Genomic DNA, 18075 nt, shown 5'->3' with positions numbered 1-18075 from the left:
GTCAATTCTCAAAAAAAATATCCGGCAAATCAAGATCCGGTTGATCTATATCCAAACGTGTTGCCTTCTCATACAGTTTTTACTTTTTTTATTTTATTTCTTTAGTTATGTATAATAATTTTTTTACTAAAATTTCCTTTAGTGGTTTGGATTTTTGCAATGTATACACCGGCACTTATTTTTTTAATGGGGAGCTGAATGTTGTGTTGTTCTTGATTTTCAATCTTCCAACTAGTGATTGATTGGCCAATTGTGTTAAATAATGAAACTTCTTTAACCATTGCGTCTAATATGTTATTGTTGATTAACAAGGTGTTTGAGTTTTTTAAATAGGCGGTAATGTCATTATTATTAATGGTGTTGTCAGCTATACGTAAGGTTTTATCTGTAAATCGTAATGAAAAACGGGTTTTGTTTTCTCCTTTTGTAAGGTTTGTTTCAAATGCTTCGTTGCGGATATTGTGGTATAGACCGGTCATGTCATCATAAATATAAAAAGCCTGTTCCTTATCAAAGTTTTCTGAACTATCAATCATGAACTTTACTTTTCCTACAGTATCTGTTTTTACACCAATAGGGTAGGAGGCATTTGCATCAAAAAAACCTTCTCCTTCAATTACCAATTGTTCTTCTCTATTCAATAAATACATGTCGTTTGGAAAATCATCGTTGATATAGCCGTCATAGCCATCATCGATTCCACTTGTGGCTTTATCATCCATGAAAGCTAATAAAACCTGTCGATGGTAATTATTATTGGAATCAAATCCCAATCGAATTCTTTTAAAAGTATCATTAATTGTTGGATCACTTTCATTTTCTGTTAACTTTTTGCTGTTTTTAACATTGGGGTTAATTTTAAATAGGGTATTGCTTTCAGGATTATCTTCTTTTGCGAATATTCTTTGTCCGTTATTAAAAACAACCTTATTATTTAAACCTGAGTCAGTTTTTCCATATACAAAGAACCCTTGCCCAACAGGGATATACCATTTTGGTATTTTCGTACTCAATCCTTTACCGCTAATTCCACTGGGTGCAACCGCTGCGACCCCTCCTGATAAATTTAGTACGGCAAAACCCCCGAGATAATTGGATAAAACATGTGAATTATTGTCTGATGAATGTTCCCAAAAATATAAAGTCCCATCTACACCAACATCTTGTAATCGATCAACAGAATTTATATTATCACTTATAAATTTTCTAGCATCAATAGCGGATGGATATGGGTTTCCCACAAGTAATAATTGGTCCGCGCTGATGGTATTTGAATCCACCAATCCATTGTTAGGTTTTCCGACAAATGTAAAGTTTGTGACCGCTCCACTTCCTTTTAGGGTGTATCCTTGACCAGCTCGGAGTGGAGTGGTCTCTGTTATTTGTATCCAATTAGCATAGGCTTCAGTATTAGATTCAAATTTATATAACCAATATCGAGCTAAACTTATCGGTGTCCCTGCGTTTCCGGACGCACCATCGTATCCGGAAACCCAGTTAATATTTCTTGGTATAGTATTAAAACCGTCTTTCATAACACCATTAACAGTGTAGTTGTTGTTGATCGTTGCTTGGTTAATAGGGCTTACCGGAGAACTCCAGTAGTTAAAATTGTATTTGTTAGACTGACCTTGCTGGTCTCTTTCAATTGATCCGGTAATGGTTGTTTCCAGATCGCTTTCAATAGTTTGTAACAATTGTGATTTGCCCTGTAAATCTATTTTACCATCCAATTTCAAGTACCAGTCGTTTTGCAATTTGAAGTCATTGCCAATTGTTATCTTTTTATCGGCATTGACAATCATTCCTAAATTAGTTAGATCGGAGGTGGTGTTTACATCATGTTTAACAACGATAATGGAAAATCGACTGTCAACTGCATCCTGACCTCTAATTTGATCCAGTGTAGAACCAACAGCGGTAGCAACATCTCCTGTTTGCTGGGTTATAAATGGCATTGGTGCTTGTTGTATTTTTAGGTTTTTCACATTATAAATTTTAGCTCCGGTTGTCACGTCGATTGCTGCTGTTGTATGATTATCGATTACATTGTCCTTGAAGTTGTCCATTTTGTAATAGCGTTTCAAATTTGCCCAAGGTAGTCCAGTGATGTCTTTTGGGATAATTTCACCCCTAATTTGTCCAACGTTAGCCTTAATTTCCTGATATACCATTTTCTGTAATTGGGAATCAGTTAAGGCAGTGTCGAAAACACGAATTTCATCGATGCTTCCTTTAAAGAATCTGTCGTTTGCTGACGGGTTTTTTCCAATTGTTAAAAGCGAATTGTCCGCTGGTAAGGCACCTGATATTGCAGCGCTATTTATCATTGTTCCGTTTACATAGAGTTTTAGTAAACTATTGCTGCTATCATAAACGACGGCTACGTGAATCCACTGCATAGTATTAAGTGCAATTGGTGCAGCAATTGTTGTGGCACCAGTAACTGCTTGTAATGTCTTTGTACCGTTTACTTTTAATTGGAACTTATCCTGCCCAACAATGATGCCTTCTGCAGAATAAAGACTATTGAGGTTGATCCAAGCCATCAGGGTAGCATTGGGCAATCCGTTAATCACAGATATATCCTGACCGTAATCATTTCTTCCATCGAATTCAATAAATAATTTGCGTTCTAAATCTCTTGGAGAACCAAAATAGGAAGTATTAGTATCAAAAGCATCTAAAATGCCATCGTTGTCAATATCGGTGTTGTAGCCCGCAGCACCAATGATACCGTCATTATTGGTGTCTATATCTTTTGGTAAATAGATTAATTTATTGCTGGTAATATCCCAAATAGTTCCATTGGCTTTTAAATCAAGATAATCAGGTATTCCATTTCCATCGGAGTCTTTTAGATAGGTAGCTGCAGGATAAGTTAGGTTTGCAGTTCCTTGATTTAAATTTCCATATACTCCGGTCGAGTAATCAAAAATGTCTAATATACCGTCTCCAAAACCTTCGTAAATTCCATCCCCATTATTGTCTTTATTTCTAATTTTTTCTGAATCCACGCCCTCTCCCCGTCCGTCTCCTTTTATGTCCCCATCCCCATTAACATAACCTGTGACAGCACCAATACTGCTATTGCCTGCTCCTGATTCATCCACATCAAAAAGGCTGTCATTATCACTGTCTAAATCTAAATAATTTGCAACCGTATCTCCGTCCGAGTTTAATGGGAGTAAGGCAGCTGATGGGGCTGCGCTATCATGTAATCCGTCTCCGTTTGCATCAACCCAAGAGACATCTATTTTTCCTTTACCATTACTTAAATTTCCAAGCCCAGCTTCAATAACATCAGGTATCCCATCATTATCACTGTCTAGATCAAAATAATTAGGTATCGAATCACCATCAGTATCCCCACAAATAGGAACAACAAATAGCTGAACCTTATCCATAAAATTCCCAGTGCCGTTACTACCAGAAGCCGTTCCGAGCACCGTAAAAGTTAAACGGGTTAGTGTTTGTCCACTAGGTACAAGATATCTCCCAGTATATTCTGTCCAGGAAGCATTTGCTGCAGAAACAAAATCTCCTTGACTTATTAAATTGATAATTGATTTAGGTGGTCCAGCTGGCCCAATTAATAATTGCATTACATCTTCAACAGCGCTTCCGGCGTAGCCTGATCGTTTCCGATGGGCAAAAGACCACTGTAATATGTCTCCAGGCGTGGTAACAATATCTTGATAAAAACCTTCATTACCTAAGGCATTTATCTCAGCCCACTGAATTCCTGAAAAAGCCGTGCCTCCTACATCATTTGTCGCCTCTTGTGATTTATGCCATATCTCCAATTGATTGTTAGGGGCGGCACTTTGCCAATCAGGGATGTTACTTGCATCTCCTCTCCAGACCCCTTTTGTTTGAGTTTGATCTGTAGTGCCAGGACTGCCAAAGGTATCTAATGCAGGCGATTTTGTAATATCTCTATCTTCAAAATCGGCATTTAATAACCTAGGCTTTACGAAGTCAGGGCATTCTGTTGTGTCTAAAATACCATCATTATCGTCATCAATATCAACATTATCACGAAAACCATCACCGTCACTGTCAAAAAATGCATCAGCGACCCACGTTACAGTTACTTGGCCTCGAAATCCGTTGCCACCTGTTCTAATGGTACTACCAGAATTACCATTTTGACCGCCGCCGCCGCCGCCACTGAGTGCCGTTGCCGCATTACCGTTTCCACCTGTATTTGAATTTCTTCCTGAAGCACCATTTCCTCCACCATAATTTCCTCCTGTCCCTGCTGTTCCTCCTATACTATTTAATCCAACGCTTCTGTACCCCGCACCGCCGCCGCCGCCGCCGCTCGTTCCAACAACAGTTGTTGTTGCATTCCCGGTACCTCCCGCACCTCCTATATAGGTGTGGGACACGGATGTTGTTGCTGCTCCCGAACCATTAATGGGGCTGCTACCTGCATTAACATTTCCGCCATTTCCACCTCTTGCTGTTACTGCTGCTGTTGAGCCAAATAATGAATCGCCTCCTGCATTTCCATTAGCACCGAATACCCCAGTTCCACCGGGTCCAACAGTAACATTAATTACGGCCAAAGCAGTAACATTTACGTCAACAATTTTGTTGTAATTTCCGCCTCCGCCTCCGCCTCCGGTAGCAAAATTGATATTTGTACATCCACCACCAGCGCCACCCCCACCCCAAAGTTGGACCGTTACTTTGCTGACACCAGAGGGTACCGTGAAAGTGCCAGTGCTTGTAAAAGTTCTGGATTGGGTCTGTGAAGTCGCGATAAAAGATGACAGAAATATAAACAAACTAAGAGTGTACTTCTTAGTAAAGAGAGTAGTTTTTTTCATATGATTTGGGCAATATTATGAATAACTAATTATAAATATTTGATAAAAATCAACTGTCATCTGTAGGTTAATGGAGCAGTTAATTTAAAATGATATTAATTTGTAATCTATTTGTTATCAAATATATATATATTATTTTAACAAGAATTCTTTACCCGATTAAAAGCGTTTTACATCGATAAAATACAATTATCGACTTAATATGTAAGTTTTATTTTATAAAAATTGAACTAAATGCTTTTTTGCAGATGTAAATCCATTTTATTGAAAGTTGTGAAGTATATTAGATTTTTTTTGCTTGGATATTTAAACTTCTCCTTACCATTTTACCTTCTAAAATCGTAATGATTCATCAGCTTATCACTTGTTGCAGATGACTATTGTCGCATTTACCGGGGCTTTTAATAACTGTCTTAAATTAACTTAAATTATTTATATGTGTGTTGAAAAGCAAAATCAATAAATCGTAACATTAAAATTTTACGGTTTTTGTACTAAAAAAGTATTAATTTTATGATAAAACTTAAAGTATCCCTATTTTTTTTAACTGCTACGACTATTTCTTTATCTCCATCGTAATCATTAAAGGATATTTTTTAATATGCGTTTTTTTTTCTCTGTAACACCGAAGGAAAGAGCAAGGTGGTTTGGCAGCTTCTTGCTTTTTATTTTTTGAGCTAGTAGCGCTACAATTTGATGATCCAAGGTTTCAAAATCCAATATTTTTGAAGATATCCTTTGAAATACAATTATTGTAACACTGTAAAAGATGGCTCCCATCATAACAGATTGGTAGGCAGGTATCAACCCCTTTGCGTTGATTTCATTTTTTAAAATGAATTTTTCTGGATTAATTTCTTGTACTGCACGAGTATTAGCAGTAGTTTCTCTGTGCACGGTAGTACAATTGTTTTGCAAGCGGAAAAATAAATTTTAATTAGTTTAGCTAAATCATTGCTGGTATAAAGATTTTTAGATTGGTAAGAAGGTAAACTAATATCTAAAAAAGCAAGGTCCAATGTTTTTTGCTATTAATACATTTTTTGTGATTTTTAAATAGGCTTCTTCGCAGGAATAAGCTGTAATAACATCAATGGGTGTATGATGATAATTATGGTTCGTAAGGATATTTACATACCCATCATTAGTAATGGGATGGAATGGGATGGTCGTTAACTAATAGCAGGTTGTTCTTATCGTTAAATTGTGTTATTTCTAGAACAAGGCATATTCAATTACACATATAATACTTACAAATATTTTTAGATTTTTAACTTTTTTTTTAGGACTTATTCAATAAATTATAAAGACCTGTACCGGTTTTTAAGCATAAATGTCATATTGTTAGGTATTTACAAATTAACCCAACGCAATAATGCATTTTGTAAATTGAACAATAACTTTACGTCACGATTGTTGTAATATTCCTAAAGTATTTTATATCACAACTTTTATACAGTTTGAAATTGCATGTTTTTTAATTGTTCCAGATAATCTCTTTGGTTTGATAGTCTCGGAATTTTGTGTTGCCCACCCAATTTGTCTTTGCATTTTAACCAATCGTAAAACAAATTTTTTCGTGCTACATTGATTATCAACGGATTTAATGTCATGTTGTTGTAGCGTTTCGCTTCGTAATCTGAATTTAGAGATTGTATAGATTCATCTAATGCTTTCTGGAATTGCGATACGTCAGTCGGATTATCTTTAAATTCAATCATCCATTCATGGGCGCCTTTTTCTTTGCCTTCCATAAATATAGGCGCAACCGTATAATCGACCACTTCTGTTTGGGTCATTTTACATGCGTTGGCTATAGCCTGATCGGTATTTTCGACCATTAATTCTTCACCAAAAACATTAATGTGATGCTTGGTTCTTCCTGTAACCCGAATTCGATATGGATTCAATGACGTAAACCGAACAGTATCGCCTATCAAATAACGCCACAAACCTGAATTGGTAGTAATTACCAAAGCATAATTTTTGAAAAGTTCCACATCTGCGAGTCGAATTACTTTTTGATTTGGTGTTCCAAAAGTATCCATCGGAATAAATTCATAGAAAATTCCATAATCCAGCATCAACAGTAAATCACTGGAATTATTTAGATCCTGAATGGCAAAAAAGCCTTCAGAAGCATTGTATATTTCGTAATATTGAAACTCCTTTTTCGGAAGTATTTTTTTGTATTGCTCTCGGTACGGTTCAAAATTTACGCCGCCGTGGAAGTACACTTCTAAATTAGGCCAAAGTTCAAACAAATTTCCCTTTCCGGTTTCTTCCAGCATTTTATTCATTAAAACCAACATCCAGGAAGGAACTCCGGCAAAACTGGTTACATTTTCGTTTTTGGTTTCGTTTATTATCGCAGCAATTTTGGTTTCCCATTCGCTCATTAGGGAAATCTTGTTGCTTGGCGTACTACTGAACTCCGCCCAAATGGGCATGTTTTCGATTAATATTGCTGATAAATCGCCAAAGAACGTGTTGTTGTCTTCATAGATTTGCGAGCTTCCGCCTAGACGCAGACTTTTTCCAAGAAACAGTTCTGAATCTTCATTGTTATTCAGATACAAACACAGTAAATCTTTACTCCCTTTATAATGACAATCTTCCAGGGCTTCGTTGCTTACCGGAATAAATTTACTTTTGGCATTGGTAGTTCCGCTTGATTTGGCGAACCATTTTATAGGTGTTTCCCAAAAAACATTTTGTTCTCCTTTACGGGTTCTTTCAATCAGTGGCTGGAATTCTTCGTAGCTACAAATAGGAATTCTTTCAGCAAAAGTAGCGTAGGAATGTATCGAGGCATATTCATATTCTTTGCCCAGAGCAGTATTTTTGGATGACTGAATTAAATTCATAAGCAATTCTTCCTGAACTTCATTTGGATATTTTAGGAAGAGTTCGATCTGATGGACTCTTTGTTTTAAAACCCAAGAGGCAAACGAATTGATTATGGTTAGCGGCATTTTTAAATTATGAATTATGAATTACGAATTATAACTTTACCAAAAATAACAAAATTTGTTTAACTAAATGTGTTAAACTTGAAACTTTAGATAGAATGACTTACGAAGGTGTACTTAAAAAAATGCAAACCGAATTTGGAAACCCAATTCAATATTACTTGGTTTTTGACAATAGTTTTTTGAATGTGAATCAGTTGTTGAATAAAGAACTGGAAATCAATTTTGTGGGGTTCCAATGTTTGAATTGTGGCAAGAAGAAAAAAATATTTCGTCAGGGATTTTGTTATGATTGCTTCTATTCCAGTCCAGCTGTAGGTAATTGGATTATGAAACCAGAGTTAAGCACAGCGCATCTTGGGATTCAGGATCGTGATTTGGCTTATGAAGAAAAAGTACAATTGCAACCGCATATCGTCTATTTGGCTTTGTCGAGCGAAGTCAAAGTAGGAGTGACCAGAACAACACAAATGCCAACGCGTTGGATTGATCAGGGCGCAACTCAAGCGATTTCGATTGTGGAAGTTCCCAATCGATACTTAGCAGGAATTACAGAAGTGGCGCTGAAAAATCATTATGCCGATAAAACCAATTGGAGAAAAATGCTGACGAATAATGTCGAACAAATTGACTTAATCGCGGAACGATTAAAGGTTGAAAATCTTATTCCGACTGAAGTTCAGGAGTATTTCTATTCGCAAAAGAATGATTTATATACGATGCATTATCCTGTAATGCAGTATCCAATTAAAGTAAACAGTTTGAGCTTGGATAAAACACCTCAGTTTCAAGGAAAACTTACCGGAGTAAAAGGGCAATATTTGCTTTTTGAAGATGGAACGGTTTTTAATATTCGTGGTTCAGAAGGGTATAGGGTTACAATTGCGGTTTAAGTAATACAATTTTGGGCGTACCCTTTTTTTAAAATAAAAATTTTAAAAAAAAGGTCAGGCTGTCCGCTGTATCTTTTACTCCGCTGCGCCTCATAAAAGGATGCCGCTACCATCCTTAACGCACGTACAGCTACACAACAACATCATGCTGACATAATCACAAACCAGAAACAAATGTTGCTGGCCAAAATAAAGAGGAATTATATTACGTAAAATTCCTCTTTATTATATTTTGTAAAGTTGCTTTAGTTTACTTTTATCGTATCGGCCGCTTTTCTTTTCTTGTTAAACAATCCATTTAATAATTCTGTAGCCTTAGCTTTTACCTCTTCTTTTGTTGCGGGAGTAGCCGTTTTTGTCGTATCTCCAGGTTTTTTGTTTTTATTAATATAATCCGTCAAAGCCGACGTTCCTTGTTTTACTAGTCTGTCTTTTTGTTGGTTTACTAATTGAGTAGTCAATTTAGTCACCGCACTATTGATGTCGGTTGTAATTTTTGGATTTGTAAAATTACCCACTAACACAGCATTTATCGGAAAGCTTTCTAATTTTGCAGCATCGGCAGCCGATAATTTTGCTATTAAAGCATTCGCCTCTGAACCCAAATATTTAGCGGGAACATCAAATTTTAGGTTGTAATTCATGCTTTGGTCAAAACCATGCGTTCCTCCAATAGTCGCTTTAATGTCTTTGTACTTGATATCAAATGGTTTTACATTTACTTTTCCATCTTTGAACGTGATTGCCGCTTTCAAATCATTCAAATTGATTTTACTTACGTCAATAAATTTCAAGTTAGCACCTAAAGCGGTCAACAAAGTCGAATTGCTCGAATTTACTGTCGTTGAAAGCAGTTGCCCTAATAAATCTCCGGTTAGCGTTGCCAAGTCTGGAGTTAATTCTGTTGCATCCAGATTTCCATTCAATTTGATGCTTGAATTTAATTTTCCATTGATTATTCCGGCGATTGGTGCAATTTTTTTCAGCATATTTAATTGGGTGAACGATTGTGCAATATCGACTTGATTTAGTTTTAAATCCATATTGAATACCGGCGTTTTTCCTTTTGTGGAAACAGCACCATTTACGCCAATTGTACCTCCAAAAATCGATGTTTTTACATTTTCTAAAGTCACTTTTTCGTCTTTCACGATCAGTTTTCCCGAAACATCCTTCAGAGTCAGATTATCATACAGAACCGTAGTTGCTTTTGCGGTAAGCGTACAATTTAAAAAAGCAGGAATCTTCATTGCGTCTGCTTTTTTAGTTGCTGTTTTAGTCCCAGCTTTAGTAGTTTCACCAGTTGTCATAAAATCATCAACGGCTAATTGTTTAGAATTCATGTTGAAGTTTCCCTTCAATTCTTGGTTTCTAAATATAAAACCGTAAAAATTCTCTAAAACTCCCGTTACACTAATGTCACTTTTTCCTGTGGTTGCGTTCAACTCTTTCAAATTGACCTGATTGGGATTAAATTGAACCAGCGCATTGCTGATATTCATTGTTTTTCCGTTTTCATCCATGTAGTTGAAACCAGACAAACTCATCGTTCCTGCATTGTTGATATTTTGATATTGGCTTTTTTCCACCGACTCCATATCAAATTTAGTAGTGACATTAGCATTTAAAATCCCCGACAATGGTTTGTATAACTTTATAGGATAGGCCTTGGAAAGACTGGCTAAATTGATAGTTCCTTTTAAAGTGGCATCAACAATTGCATTTTGTGTTATGTTGCGGATGTTGGCTTTAGCATTGAAAACATCTTGGTCAATTTTGAAAGAGAGCTTATCCAAATTGACATACGTGTCATTTAGAATTCCTGTTTCGTTGATGATTTTAGTGTCAATAATTATATTTTGAACTGTTTTTGGTAAGTTAGGATACTTAAAGGAAGCGTTATTTGATGTGATTTGAACATTAAATTTTGGCACCGTTGTATCTGTGTAAAAGCCTTTTGCAAAACCCATCACAGTAAAATCTCCGGTTGTTTTCACGTTATGCAAACTCGCGGCATACGCTGCAGGGATAATTCCCAAGAAATTCTTGAAGGAAGAAGTTGGAGTTTTAAATTTCAAATCATATTCTTGACCGGCCTCGACCATTTGAATAAATCCATCAAATTCCAACGGCAATTGATTGATTAATGCCTTGTTTTCTTTGAAGGTGTATTTACTTTTTTCTAAATCAATTCCTAGAACTGCGTCCAGCGTCAAGGCAATATCTTTCATGTAATTGACTTTGTCGATGTCCAACGTAATTTTAGCAGTTGACTTGGTAACTAAATCCAGTTTTTGTGCTGCAAAATCTCCTATGCCTTCATGATTAATGCTGTCAATAACCATTTTGATTTTAGATTTTTCGTCAAAGTAGCGAAACTTATAATTCTCAATGTTGTAATTCTCAATCTTCAATGATAAAGATTCGCTTTTGCCGCCCTTTTCATTTTCTTTATTTTTTTTTGCGATGTCGTAATTTCCGATTCCATCTTTATTGAAAATGATATTGATTAATCCATTTTTTGAAGTAATTCCATCAATATTGATGGCTTCCTCTTTGCCTTTAAATAATTCTTTGATGGACATTTTTAGATCCACTTCGCCTAATGAAACTAAAGTATCTCCTTCAAAAGGTGCTTTGTTTATAATTACTAATTGATCCAGCGAAACATTCGCACTGGGAAAACTTTTAATTAAACTTAAATCCACATCCGAAAAAGTAACTTTTGCATCCACTTTTTCATTGATAGCTTCGGCAATTTTAGCTTTTATCTGATCTTCAAAAAAGTAAGGAATAGCAAATAATGCTATAAAGAATAGGATAATTAGGACTACAATAATTTTTAAAATTGTTTTTAGCATAATTTGATTCTCTTTAGATTTATAAATTCAGCAAAAATAATGCCCGCTCTCGATAAAAATAGTGGTTTATGATTAATAAAAAAGTATTTATTGCGTTAGTAGCGGTATGTCTGCTTTTAATGTGCATTTTTGATTTAAAAAAAAATCCGTTCAAATGATCATTTAAACGGATTTTCATCAGGTATTTTTAAAAATTAATTGATATTAATTTTAAACGGCATAATGGCTTGGATTCCTTTTCGTGCTTGCAGTTTTTTTATTTCCTGCATAATACGATAATTTTCTTCCCCAATTTCTTCTTTTATGAAATCAGCTTTCGATTTTACAAAAGGAAGATTAGCTAAAAGATCATCAAAATTCTTTTCATATTCTGGATAATTTTGAGTGTTGTAACTTTTTACTTTTGCCAAAGAAGCTGCTTTTGCAATCGCATCATCTAAACCTCCAATTTTATCTACAAGTCCAATTTTTAATGCTTCTGCACCAGTCCAAACTCTGCCTTGAGCAATAGCATCCACCTGTGCAAATGTCATTTTTCGACCTTGAGCTACATGTGTCACAAAAGTTTTGTAAATGTGCTCCACACCTTCTAATGTAACGGCCTTAAATTTCTCATCGATTGGCACAAATGGACTATAATTAGCGGAATTTTCATGTGTTTTAACTTGTTCGGTGTAGATTCCTATTTTAGTAGCCAATGGTGTAAAGTTTGGTAATATTCCAAAAACACCAATAGAACCGGTTATTGTATTTTCTTCGGCAAAAATAGTGTTGGCATTACAAGCGATGTAGTATCCGCCCGAAGCCGCATAATTCCCCATAGAAACTACTACGGGTTTTACTTTTTTAGTCAGTTCAATTTCTCTCCAAATCAAATCAGAGGTCAAAGCGCTTCCACCCGGACTGTCAATGCGAAGTACAATCGCTTTTATATCTTTGTTTTTTCTGGCTTCTTGCAACGAGCGTCGCATAGAACCTTCTCCAATAACGTTTACATCACCTTCGCCTCCCAGAATTTCTCCTTGAGCATAAATAATGGCAATTTCGTCTTTACTGTCGAAATTTTGCGATGTAGTACCTACTTTTTGAGCATAATCTACAATAGCTACTTTATTGTAATCTTCGTCATTGCCTACTTTAAGCGCTTTTTTTATCGCGTTATGATACACGTCTTCATAAGCAATTATGTCAACTAATTTTTGGGATTTTGCCATTTCTGGAGTTCGGGCAAGAAGTCCGTTTGCAATTTCATTCAATTGAGTTACCGATATGTTTCTGCTTTTGGAAATGTCAGCGGTGATGGAACTCCAAACTGAATTTAACAAGGCGGTAGTTTGTTCTCTGTTGGCATCGCTCATTTTATTTTCTAAAAATGGCTCAACGGCACTTTTGTATTTTCCATGACGGATTACTTCCATTTTCAATCCTGATTTTTCCTGAAAATCTTTAAAAAACATAATTTCAGAGGACAATCCCTTGAAATCCATTTCTCCAACGGGATTTATATATATTGGACTGGCAACGGAATTTAGATAATATTCCTTCTGAGAATACGAATTGGCATAAGCCATAACGAATTTCCCAGATTTTTTAAAGCTCTCCAACGCATCTCTTAAAGCTTTGCTTTGCGCCATTCCTAATGACGAAGCATTATTTAATATAGAAATACCTTTGATGTCATTGTCCGTTTTGGCTTCTTCAATGGCATTAATAATGTCTGAAAGACCTACTTTTTTGTTTTCTGAAAAGATAGTCATCCACGGATCTTTATATTTTCCGGCATAATCATTTCTTATGTCTTCCAAATCCAATTCAATAACCGAATTGCTTTTTACCGTTACACCTTCAGATTCACCTCCAAATATAGCTCCTATGAGGATGACTCCAAAAAAGAATAACATGAAAAAAACAAAAATACCTACAAGTGTCGCTAATACATTCCCTAAAAATTTCATAATTATATTTTTTTAATATGTCGCAAAAAACGTAGAAATGTTACAAACAATTGGTTAGAATTTCCAAGTTTAATTATCAACACAGGATGCAAATATATTGCTAATTCTAAAATTCTTTTAGTTAATTTGCACTCAATTATGAAATCACAACATCAGGTCATTTTATCGATAGGAAGCAATCAAGGCAATCGTTTGGAAAACATCGAGGGTTGTTTAAAATTGATACATCAAGAAATTGGCACTGTAATCAAAGTTTCCAGATTATATGAGTCTCCGGCTTGGGGTTTTGAAAGTGATGCTTTTTATAATTGTGCGCTGGTTTTACACACATTTACGTCAGCACATAAAATTCTGGCTCAAGTTTTAAAAATCGAAAAGCGTTTGGGTCGCTTGCGAAATAAAAATCATGAATACCAATCGCGTACGATTGACATTGATTTAATTGCTTTCGATTCAGAAATTATTGCTTCCGAAAAACTCCAAATTCCGCATCCTCTAATGCAAAATAGGAATTTTGTTTTGCTACCAATTCAGGATTTAAATTTAGATTGGAAACATCCCATTCTTCAAAAAAATATTTCGGAATTATTGGTGTTGTCGCCGGATGAAAGTATTTGTACAATTGTTCAGAATTTGGAAAATCCATTGCAGAGTATTCCGTTGGAGCAATTTAATTATGTTGCTTTTGAAGGGAATATTGGTGCGGGAAAAACAACGTTGGCTACAAAAATTTCCGAGGATTTTAATGCGAAAACAGTATTGGAACGTTTTGCCGACAATCCATTTTTACCCAAATTTTACAAAGATCAAAATCGATATGCGTTTCCACTTGAAATGTCATTTTTGGCCGACCGATACCAGCAATTATCAGATGATTTGGCGCAATTTGATTTGTTCAAAGACTTTCTGGTTGCCGATTACCATATTTTTAAGTCGTTGATTTTTGCCAAAATAACTTTGGCCGAAGACGAATATCGTTTGTACCGCAACTTGTTTGATATTATTTATAGAGAAATGCCAAAACCAGATTTGTATATTTATTTGTATCAAAATTCAGAAAGGTTGCTACAAAATATTAAGAAACGCGGCAGAAGCTACGAACAAAAAATTCCAGCCGAATATTTGGACAAAATCAATAGCGGTTATTTGGATTATATTAAATCACAAACCGATTTGAATGTTCTGATTATTGATGTTTCTGATAGGGATTTTGTAAAAAATCAAGAAGATTATCTTTACATTTTAGATGAAATTCAAAAGAAGATTAAGTTTTAGAATTTGAAGTTTTATAAATTATCTTTTGAGGGAAAAATGACCCCTTTTTTCAGGACTTCCGGCATCAATTTTTAACACATACCAATAATCCGAAGCGGGTAACAGGTTCTTATTAAAAGTTCCGTCCCAAGAGGGTTTAGCTGCGTTTAATTTCGTGATTAAGTTACCATACCGATTAAAAATGGTTACTTCTGCCTCAGGATAATTTATCAACCCTTTTATTTCCCAGACGTCATTATATGAATCGTTGTTTGGCGTAAAAAACTTTGGCGCTATCAGTATAATAAATGCTGCACTATCAATTCCGCATAAATTTATTTCTCTTGCAAACGCTGTTTGCAAACCGCTCGTTACATTAAAAAATACATTTGAACTTTGATAATTGATTCCGTCAACAGAAAATTCAAAATAGTCTTTTGTGTTTTTTAAATAAATTACAACGGTAGTTTCGTTGACGTCAATTCTATCGATCTCCGGAGTATCATGTTCAGCTACAGTGATTTTTTTGGTACTGCTACAGTTGGCGCTATTTGTTATTTTTACGTTATAAGTGTTGGGAGTTGTAACCTGAATTGTCTTTGTGGTTTCACCGGTGGACCATGAATAAGTCATGTTAGGGATTACTGCATCAAGAGTTAAGCTGCCAGATTTACAAAGTATTAATTCTTGGTCAGTAACCACCGGAGGATCGTAAATTATAATGTCAACAGCAATTCGATTTCCATTAGTACATCCGTCATTTATGGCTTCTGCGTAATAGGTTGTGTTTTGAGTACTATTTGGAACATCTAAACTTGTTCCAGTTCCTAGAATTGCACCGCCGGTTAAACTTGAATACCAGTTTATATTTCCGGTATCAGTGGTTGCTTGAAGTGTTACAGCTCCTGCTCCACATCTTGAAACTGTCGCATTGGTTGATGTTATGGTAGGAATTTTGTTTATGGTGGCTGTAACTGCAGTTCTGTTTGTGGGGCAGCCGGCATCAACATAATAGGTTGCTGTTGTGTTTAAAAAAGGGGTATTGTAAGTGTTGCCCGTGTATAAAAAGTTCCCACCGCTTGCCGCGTCATACCAATTTACGGTTCCGCCAAAGGCAGATGCTTGAAGTGTAACAATCCCTGAGTTACATCTTGACGCAGGAGTTGTTGATGTTATTTGAGGAATTGTTATAATGGTGCTCGCTGAGATTTCAAGAGTTGGGTCATTCGGCATACCGCCGTATTCCACAATATATCCTTTGGGTTGATAATTTCCGTTTGCATCGCCATTTAATTGTAAATCATTCCAAGATCCCGGTGTTCCAACACCTGGTGCAGTTATGTGAGCATAGTGTTCTATACCGTTGCTATTGTTTGGTTCTCCAATATTCCAAAAAGAAAAAGTAGGACTTGATCCACCGATGGCTCCATTCCAAAACGTCACTCTGTCAACTGCTGGTCCCGTTACCCATTTCCAAACACCTTCTGTTTCAGTATCGCTACCACCAATCCATCCCGCACCAGGAGCTTGTTTTCCTGCTAATTGTGCTTCATCAGCGGCGGTGATTGTTGCTAAATATCCTTGAAGTCCAAAATACACACTCGATTCAGCTGCTGCTTTTGCCGAATTCCAATTAATTCCTAGATTTGAAATATATTGATAATAATGACCATTTCTGGGTAAGTAGTTAGCTTGTCCAAGAGTGATTGAAAAGTTTCTGGTGCCAGATGGAGTAGCCGAGGAATTACTGAAAGCAACATCTTTGATGGCTTTTACAAAGTCAGTATATAGTACTTTAGTTCCCGGAATTATATTGGATAATTTTAGTTTTCCTTCAAGAGGAGTCCATTCTGAGGCAATATTGGGGTGGAGTGCAAGATTGTTTAATCTAAGTTCGTCCTGCCCATTAACATAACCTGAAGAAATTTGAATGTAGATTTCTTCAGTTCCGGTGTCAGTGGCATTTGCACCAGTTATATTTACGTCTGTCACTATTTTTAGTGCAGTTTGTGGGCAGTAATTTTGATTGCCGGTTGCGGTGATTCTTGGAGCATTAGCTGTAATAGATGATTTTAATATTTCTTGTGGAGTGACAAAGCAGTTTTTATCACATTTACAAAAGGGAATGGCAGAATAAGTAGCCATTGGTGCAAATAATAAAGAGGCTATTGTTGTTATCAAGAAAGAATTATTTCTCATACGATACGGTATTGTGGTCCCTATTTTTTTTAAAATCTTTTATTTCGGCCAATTCATTTTTTGAAATAAATCCCAAACCACAATTCCTGCACTTACGGAAATATTTAAAGAATGTTTGGTGCCTAATTGTGGAATTTCGATACATCCATCACACAATGCAACTGCTTCCTGCGAAACACCATAAACTTCGTTTCCAAAAACTAAAGCATATTTCTTTCCTTTTTCAACTTCAAAATTTTGAAGAAAAACGGCAGTTTCTACTTGTTCTATGGCCAGAGTCATTATATTTTCCGCTTTTAATTTTTCGATAACCTCAAGAACATTTTTCTGATGTTCCCAAGTCACTGTTTCTGTTGCGCCAAGTGCTGTTTTATGAATTTCCTTATTGGGAGGTGTGGCTGTAATTCCACACAAATATATTTTTTCAATTAGAAACGCATCTGCAGTTCTAAAAACGGAGCCAATATTATGTAAACTGCGAATATCATCTAATACCAAAATAAGTGGTGTTTTTTCAGATTTTTTAAAAGCTTCAATGGATTTTCGTTCCAGTTCGCTGTTTTCAAGCTTTCTCATACTTTGTGAATTATTCAAAAAAAAAGCTTCCGAAGTTAATGGAAGCTTTTTTGTGTATTTAGTTATAATTTAGCTTTTTGATGCGTCAGCAGCTAAAACATTTCCTTTTATTGTAAGTGTTTTACTTGGTACAACTGCATTAGTTGTCAAGGTAACTGTTTTTGTAAATGCCTGACCCGCTCTTGACGTGTCATATTTTACTCCAATAACACCTTTTGCACCTGGAGCAATTGGCTCTTTTGGATACGTCGGGACAGTACAACCACAAGAACCTTGAGCATTAGTTATGATCAATGGCTTGTTACCGTTGTTCGTGAACACAAATTCACGACGACCGTCAGAGTTGTATGCAACATTACCATAGTCAATAGTTTCTGTAACGAAAACCATTCCAGCGCCATTTACTTTAGCAGTGGCGGCTTTACTATTTGTTGCTTTTAATTTTTTTGATGTTTCCTGCGCATTAGAAGTGGTAACTCCTAAAACAACTAGCATGGCTAGAGCAATTATTTTTTTCATGTGTGTTT

At 35.8% G+C, this 18075-nt stretch carries 10 protein-coding genes; 2 read left to right on the top strand and 8 right to left on the bottom strand.

The window, feature by feature from the left end:
- Positions 1 to 101: 101 nt before the first annotated feature.
- The 3 genes from ACP7AQ_RS11750 to ACP7AQ_RS11740 form a co-directional block, all read right to left on the bottom strand.
- On the bottom strand, positions 102 to 4838 hold the full coding sequence (locus ACP7AQ_RS11750; RefSeq protein ID WP_426095577.1) for a LamG-like jellyroll fold domain-containing protein: 4737 nt from the start codon (positions 4836 to 4838) through the stop codon (positions 102 to 104).
- Positions 4839 to 5420: 582 nt separating this feature from the next.
- Positions 5421 to 5735 (bottom strand): hypothetical protein, encoded by a 315-nt coding sequence (locus tag ACP7AQ_RS11745; protein ID WP_426063036.1) that lies wholly within the window; start codon positions 5733 to 5735, stop codon positions 5421 to 5423.
- Positions 5736 to 6289: 554 nt separating this feature from the next.
- On the bottom strand, positions 6290 to 7813 hold the full coding sequence (locus tag ACP7AQ_RS11740; RefSeq protein ID WP_426095576.1) for a GH3 auxin-responsive promoter family protein: 1524 nt from the start codon (positions 7811 to 7813) through the stop codon (positions 6290 to 6292).
- Positions 7814 to 7908: 95 nt separating this feature from the next.
- Between ACP7AQ_RS11740 and ACP7AQ_RS11735 the strand changes: the two genes are divergently transcribed.
- A complete protein-coding gene (locus tag ACP7AQ_RS11735; protein WP_426095575.1) occupies positions 7909 to 8703 on the top strand; it encodes a DUF2797 domain-containing protein in 795 nt (264 codons plus the stop codon).
- Positions 8704 to 8948: 245 nt separating this feature from the next.
- Here ACP7AQ_RS11735 and ACP7AQ_RS11730 read toward each other — a convergent pair whose 3' ends face one another.
- Together ACP7AQ_RS11730 and sppA are read right to left on the bottom strand one after the other, a co-directional pair.
- On the bottom strand, positions 8949 to 11564 hold the full coding sequence (locus ACP7AQ_RS11730) for an AsmA-like C-terminal region-containing protein (protein ID WP_426095574.1): 2616 nt from the start codon (positions 11562 to 11564) through the stop codon (positions 8949 to 8951).
- 194 nt (positions 11565 to 11758) lie between these two features.
- On the bottom strand, positions 11759 to 13519 hold the full coding sequence (gene sppA, locus ACP7AQ_RS11725) for a signal peptide peptidase SppA (protein WP_426095573.1): 1761 nt from the start codon (positions 13517 to 13519) through the stop codon (positions 11759 to 11761).
- A gap of 138 nt (positions 13520 to 13657) precedes the next feature.
- On the opposite strand from sppA, the gene folK reads away from it, so the two are divergent.
- Positions 13658 to 14794, top strand: a complete 1137-nt coding sequence (gene folK, locus ACP7AQ_RS11720; RefSeq protein ID WP_426095572.1) for a 2-amino-4-hydroxy-6-hydroxymethyldihydropteridine diphosphokinase — start codon at positions 13658 to 13660, stop codon at positions 14792 to 14794.
- Positions 14795 to 14812: 18 nt separating this feature from the next.
- On the opposite strand, the gene ACP7AQ_RS11715 is transcribed toward folK, so the two are convergent.
- The 3 genes from ACP7AQ_RS11715 to ACP7AQ_RS11705 form a co-directional block, all read right to left on the bottom strand.
- A complete protein-coding gene (locus ACP7AQ_RS11715) occupies positions 14813 to 16972 on the bottom strand; it encodes a T9SS type B sorting domain-containing protein (protein ID WP_426095571.1) in 2160 nt (719 codons plus the stop codon).
- A gap of 39 nt (positions 16973 to 17011) precedes the next feature.
- A complete protein-coding gene (locus tag ACP7AQ_RS11710; protein ID WP_426095570.1) occupies positions 17012 to 17548 on the bottom strand; it encodes an RNA methyltransferase in 537 nt (178 codons plus the stop codon).
- Between the two features lie 69 nt (positions 17549 to 17617).
- Positions 17618 to 18067, bottom strand: coding sequence for a DUF1573 domain-containing protein (locus tag ACP7AQ_RS11705; RefSeq protein WP_426095569.1), 450 nt, complete (start codon positions 18065 to 18067; stop codon positions 17618 to 17620).
- Between the last annotated feature and the right edge of the window lie 8 nt (positions 18068 to 18075).

The sequence above is a fragment of the Flavobacterium sp. DSR2-3-3 genome (assembly GCF_049896585.1).
Lineage (GTDB): Bacteria > Bacteroidota > Bacteroidia > Flavobacteriales > Flavobacteriaceae > Flavobacterium.
Note: the sequence above shows the minus strand (reverse complement) of the source record. Positions and strands in the feature narration are given on the sequence as shown.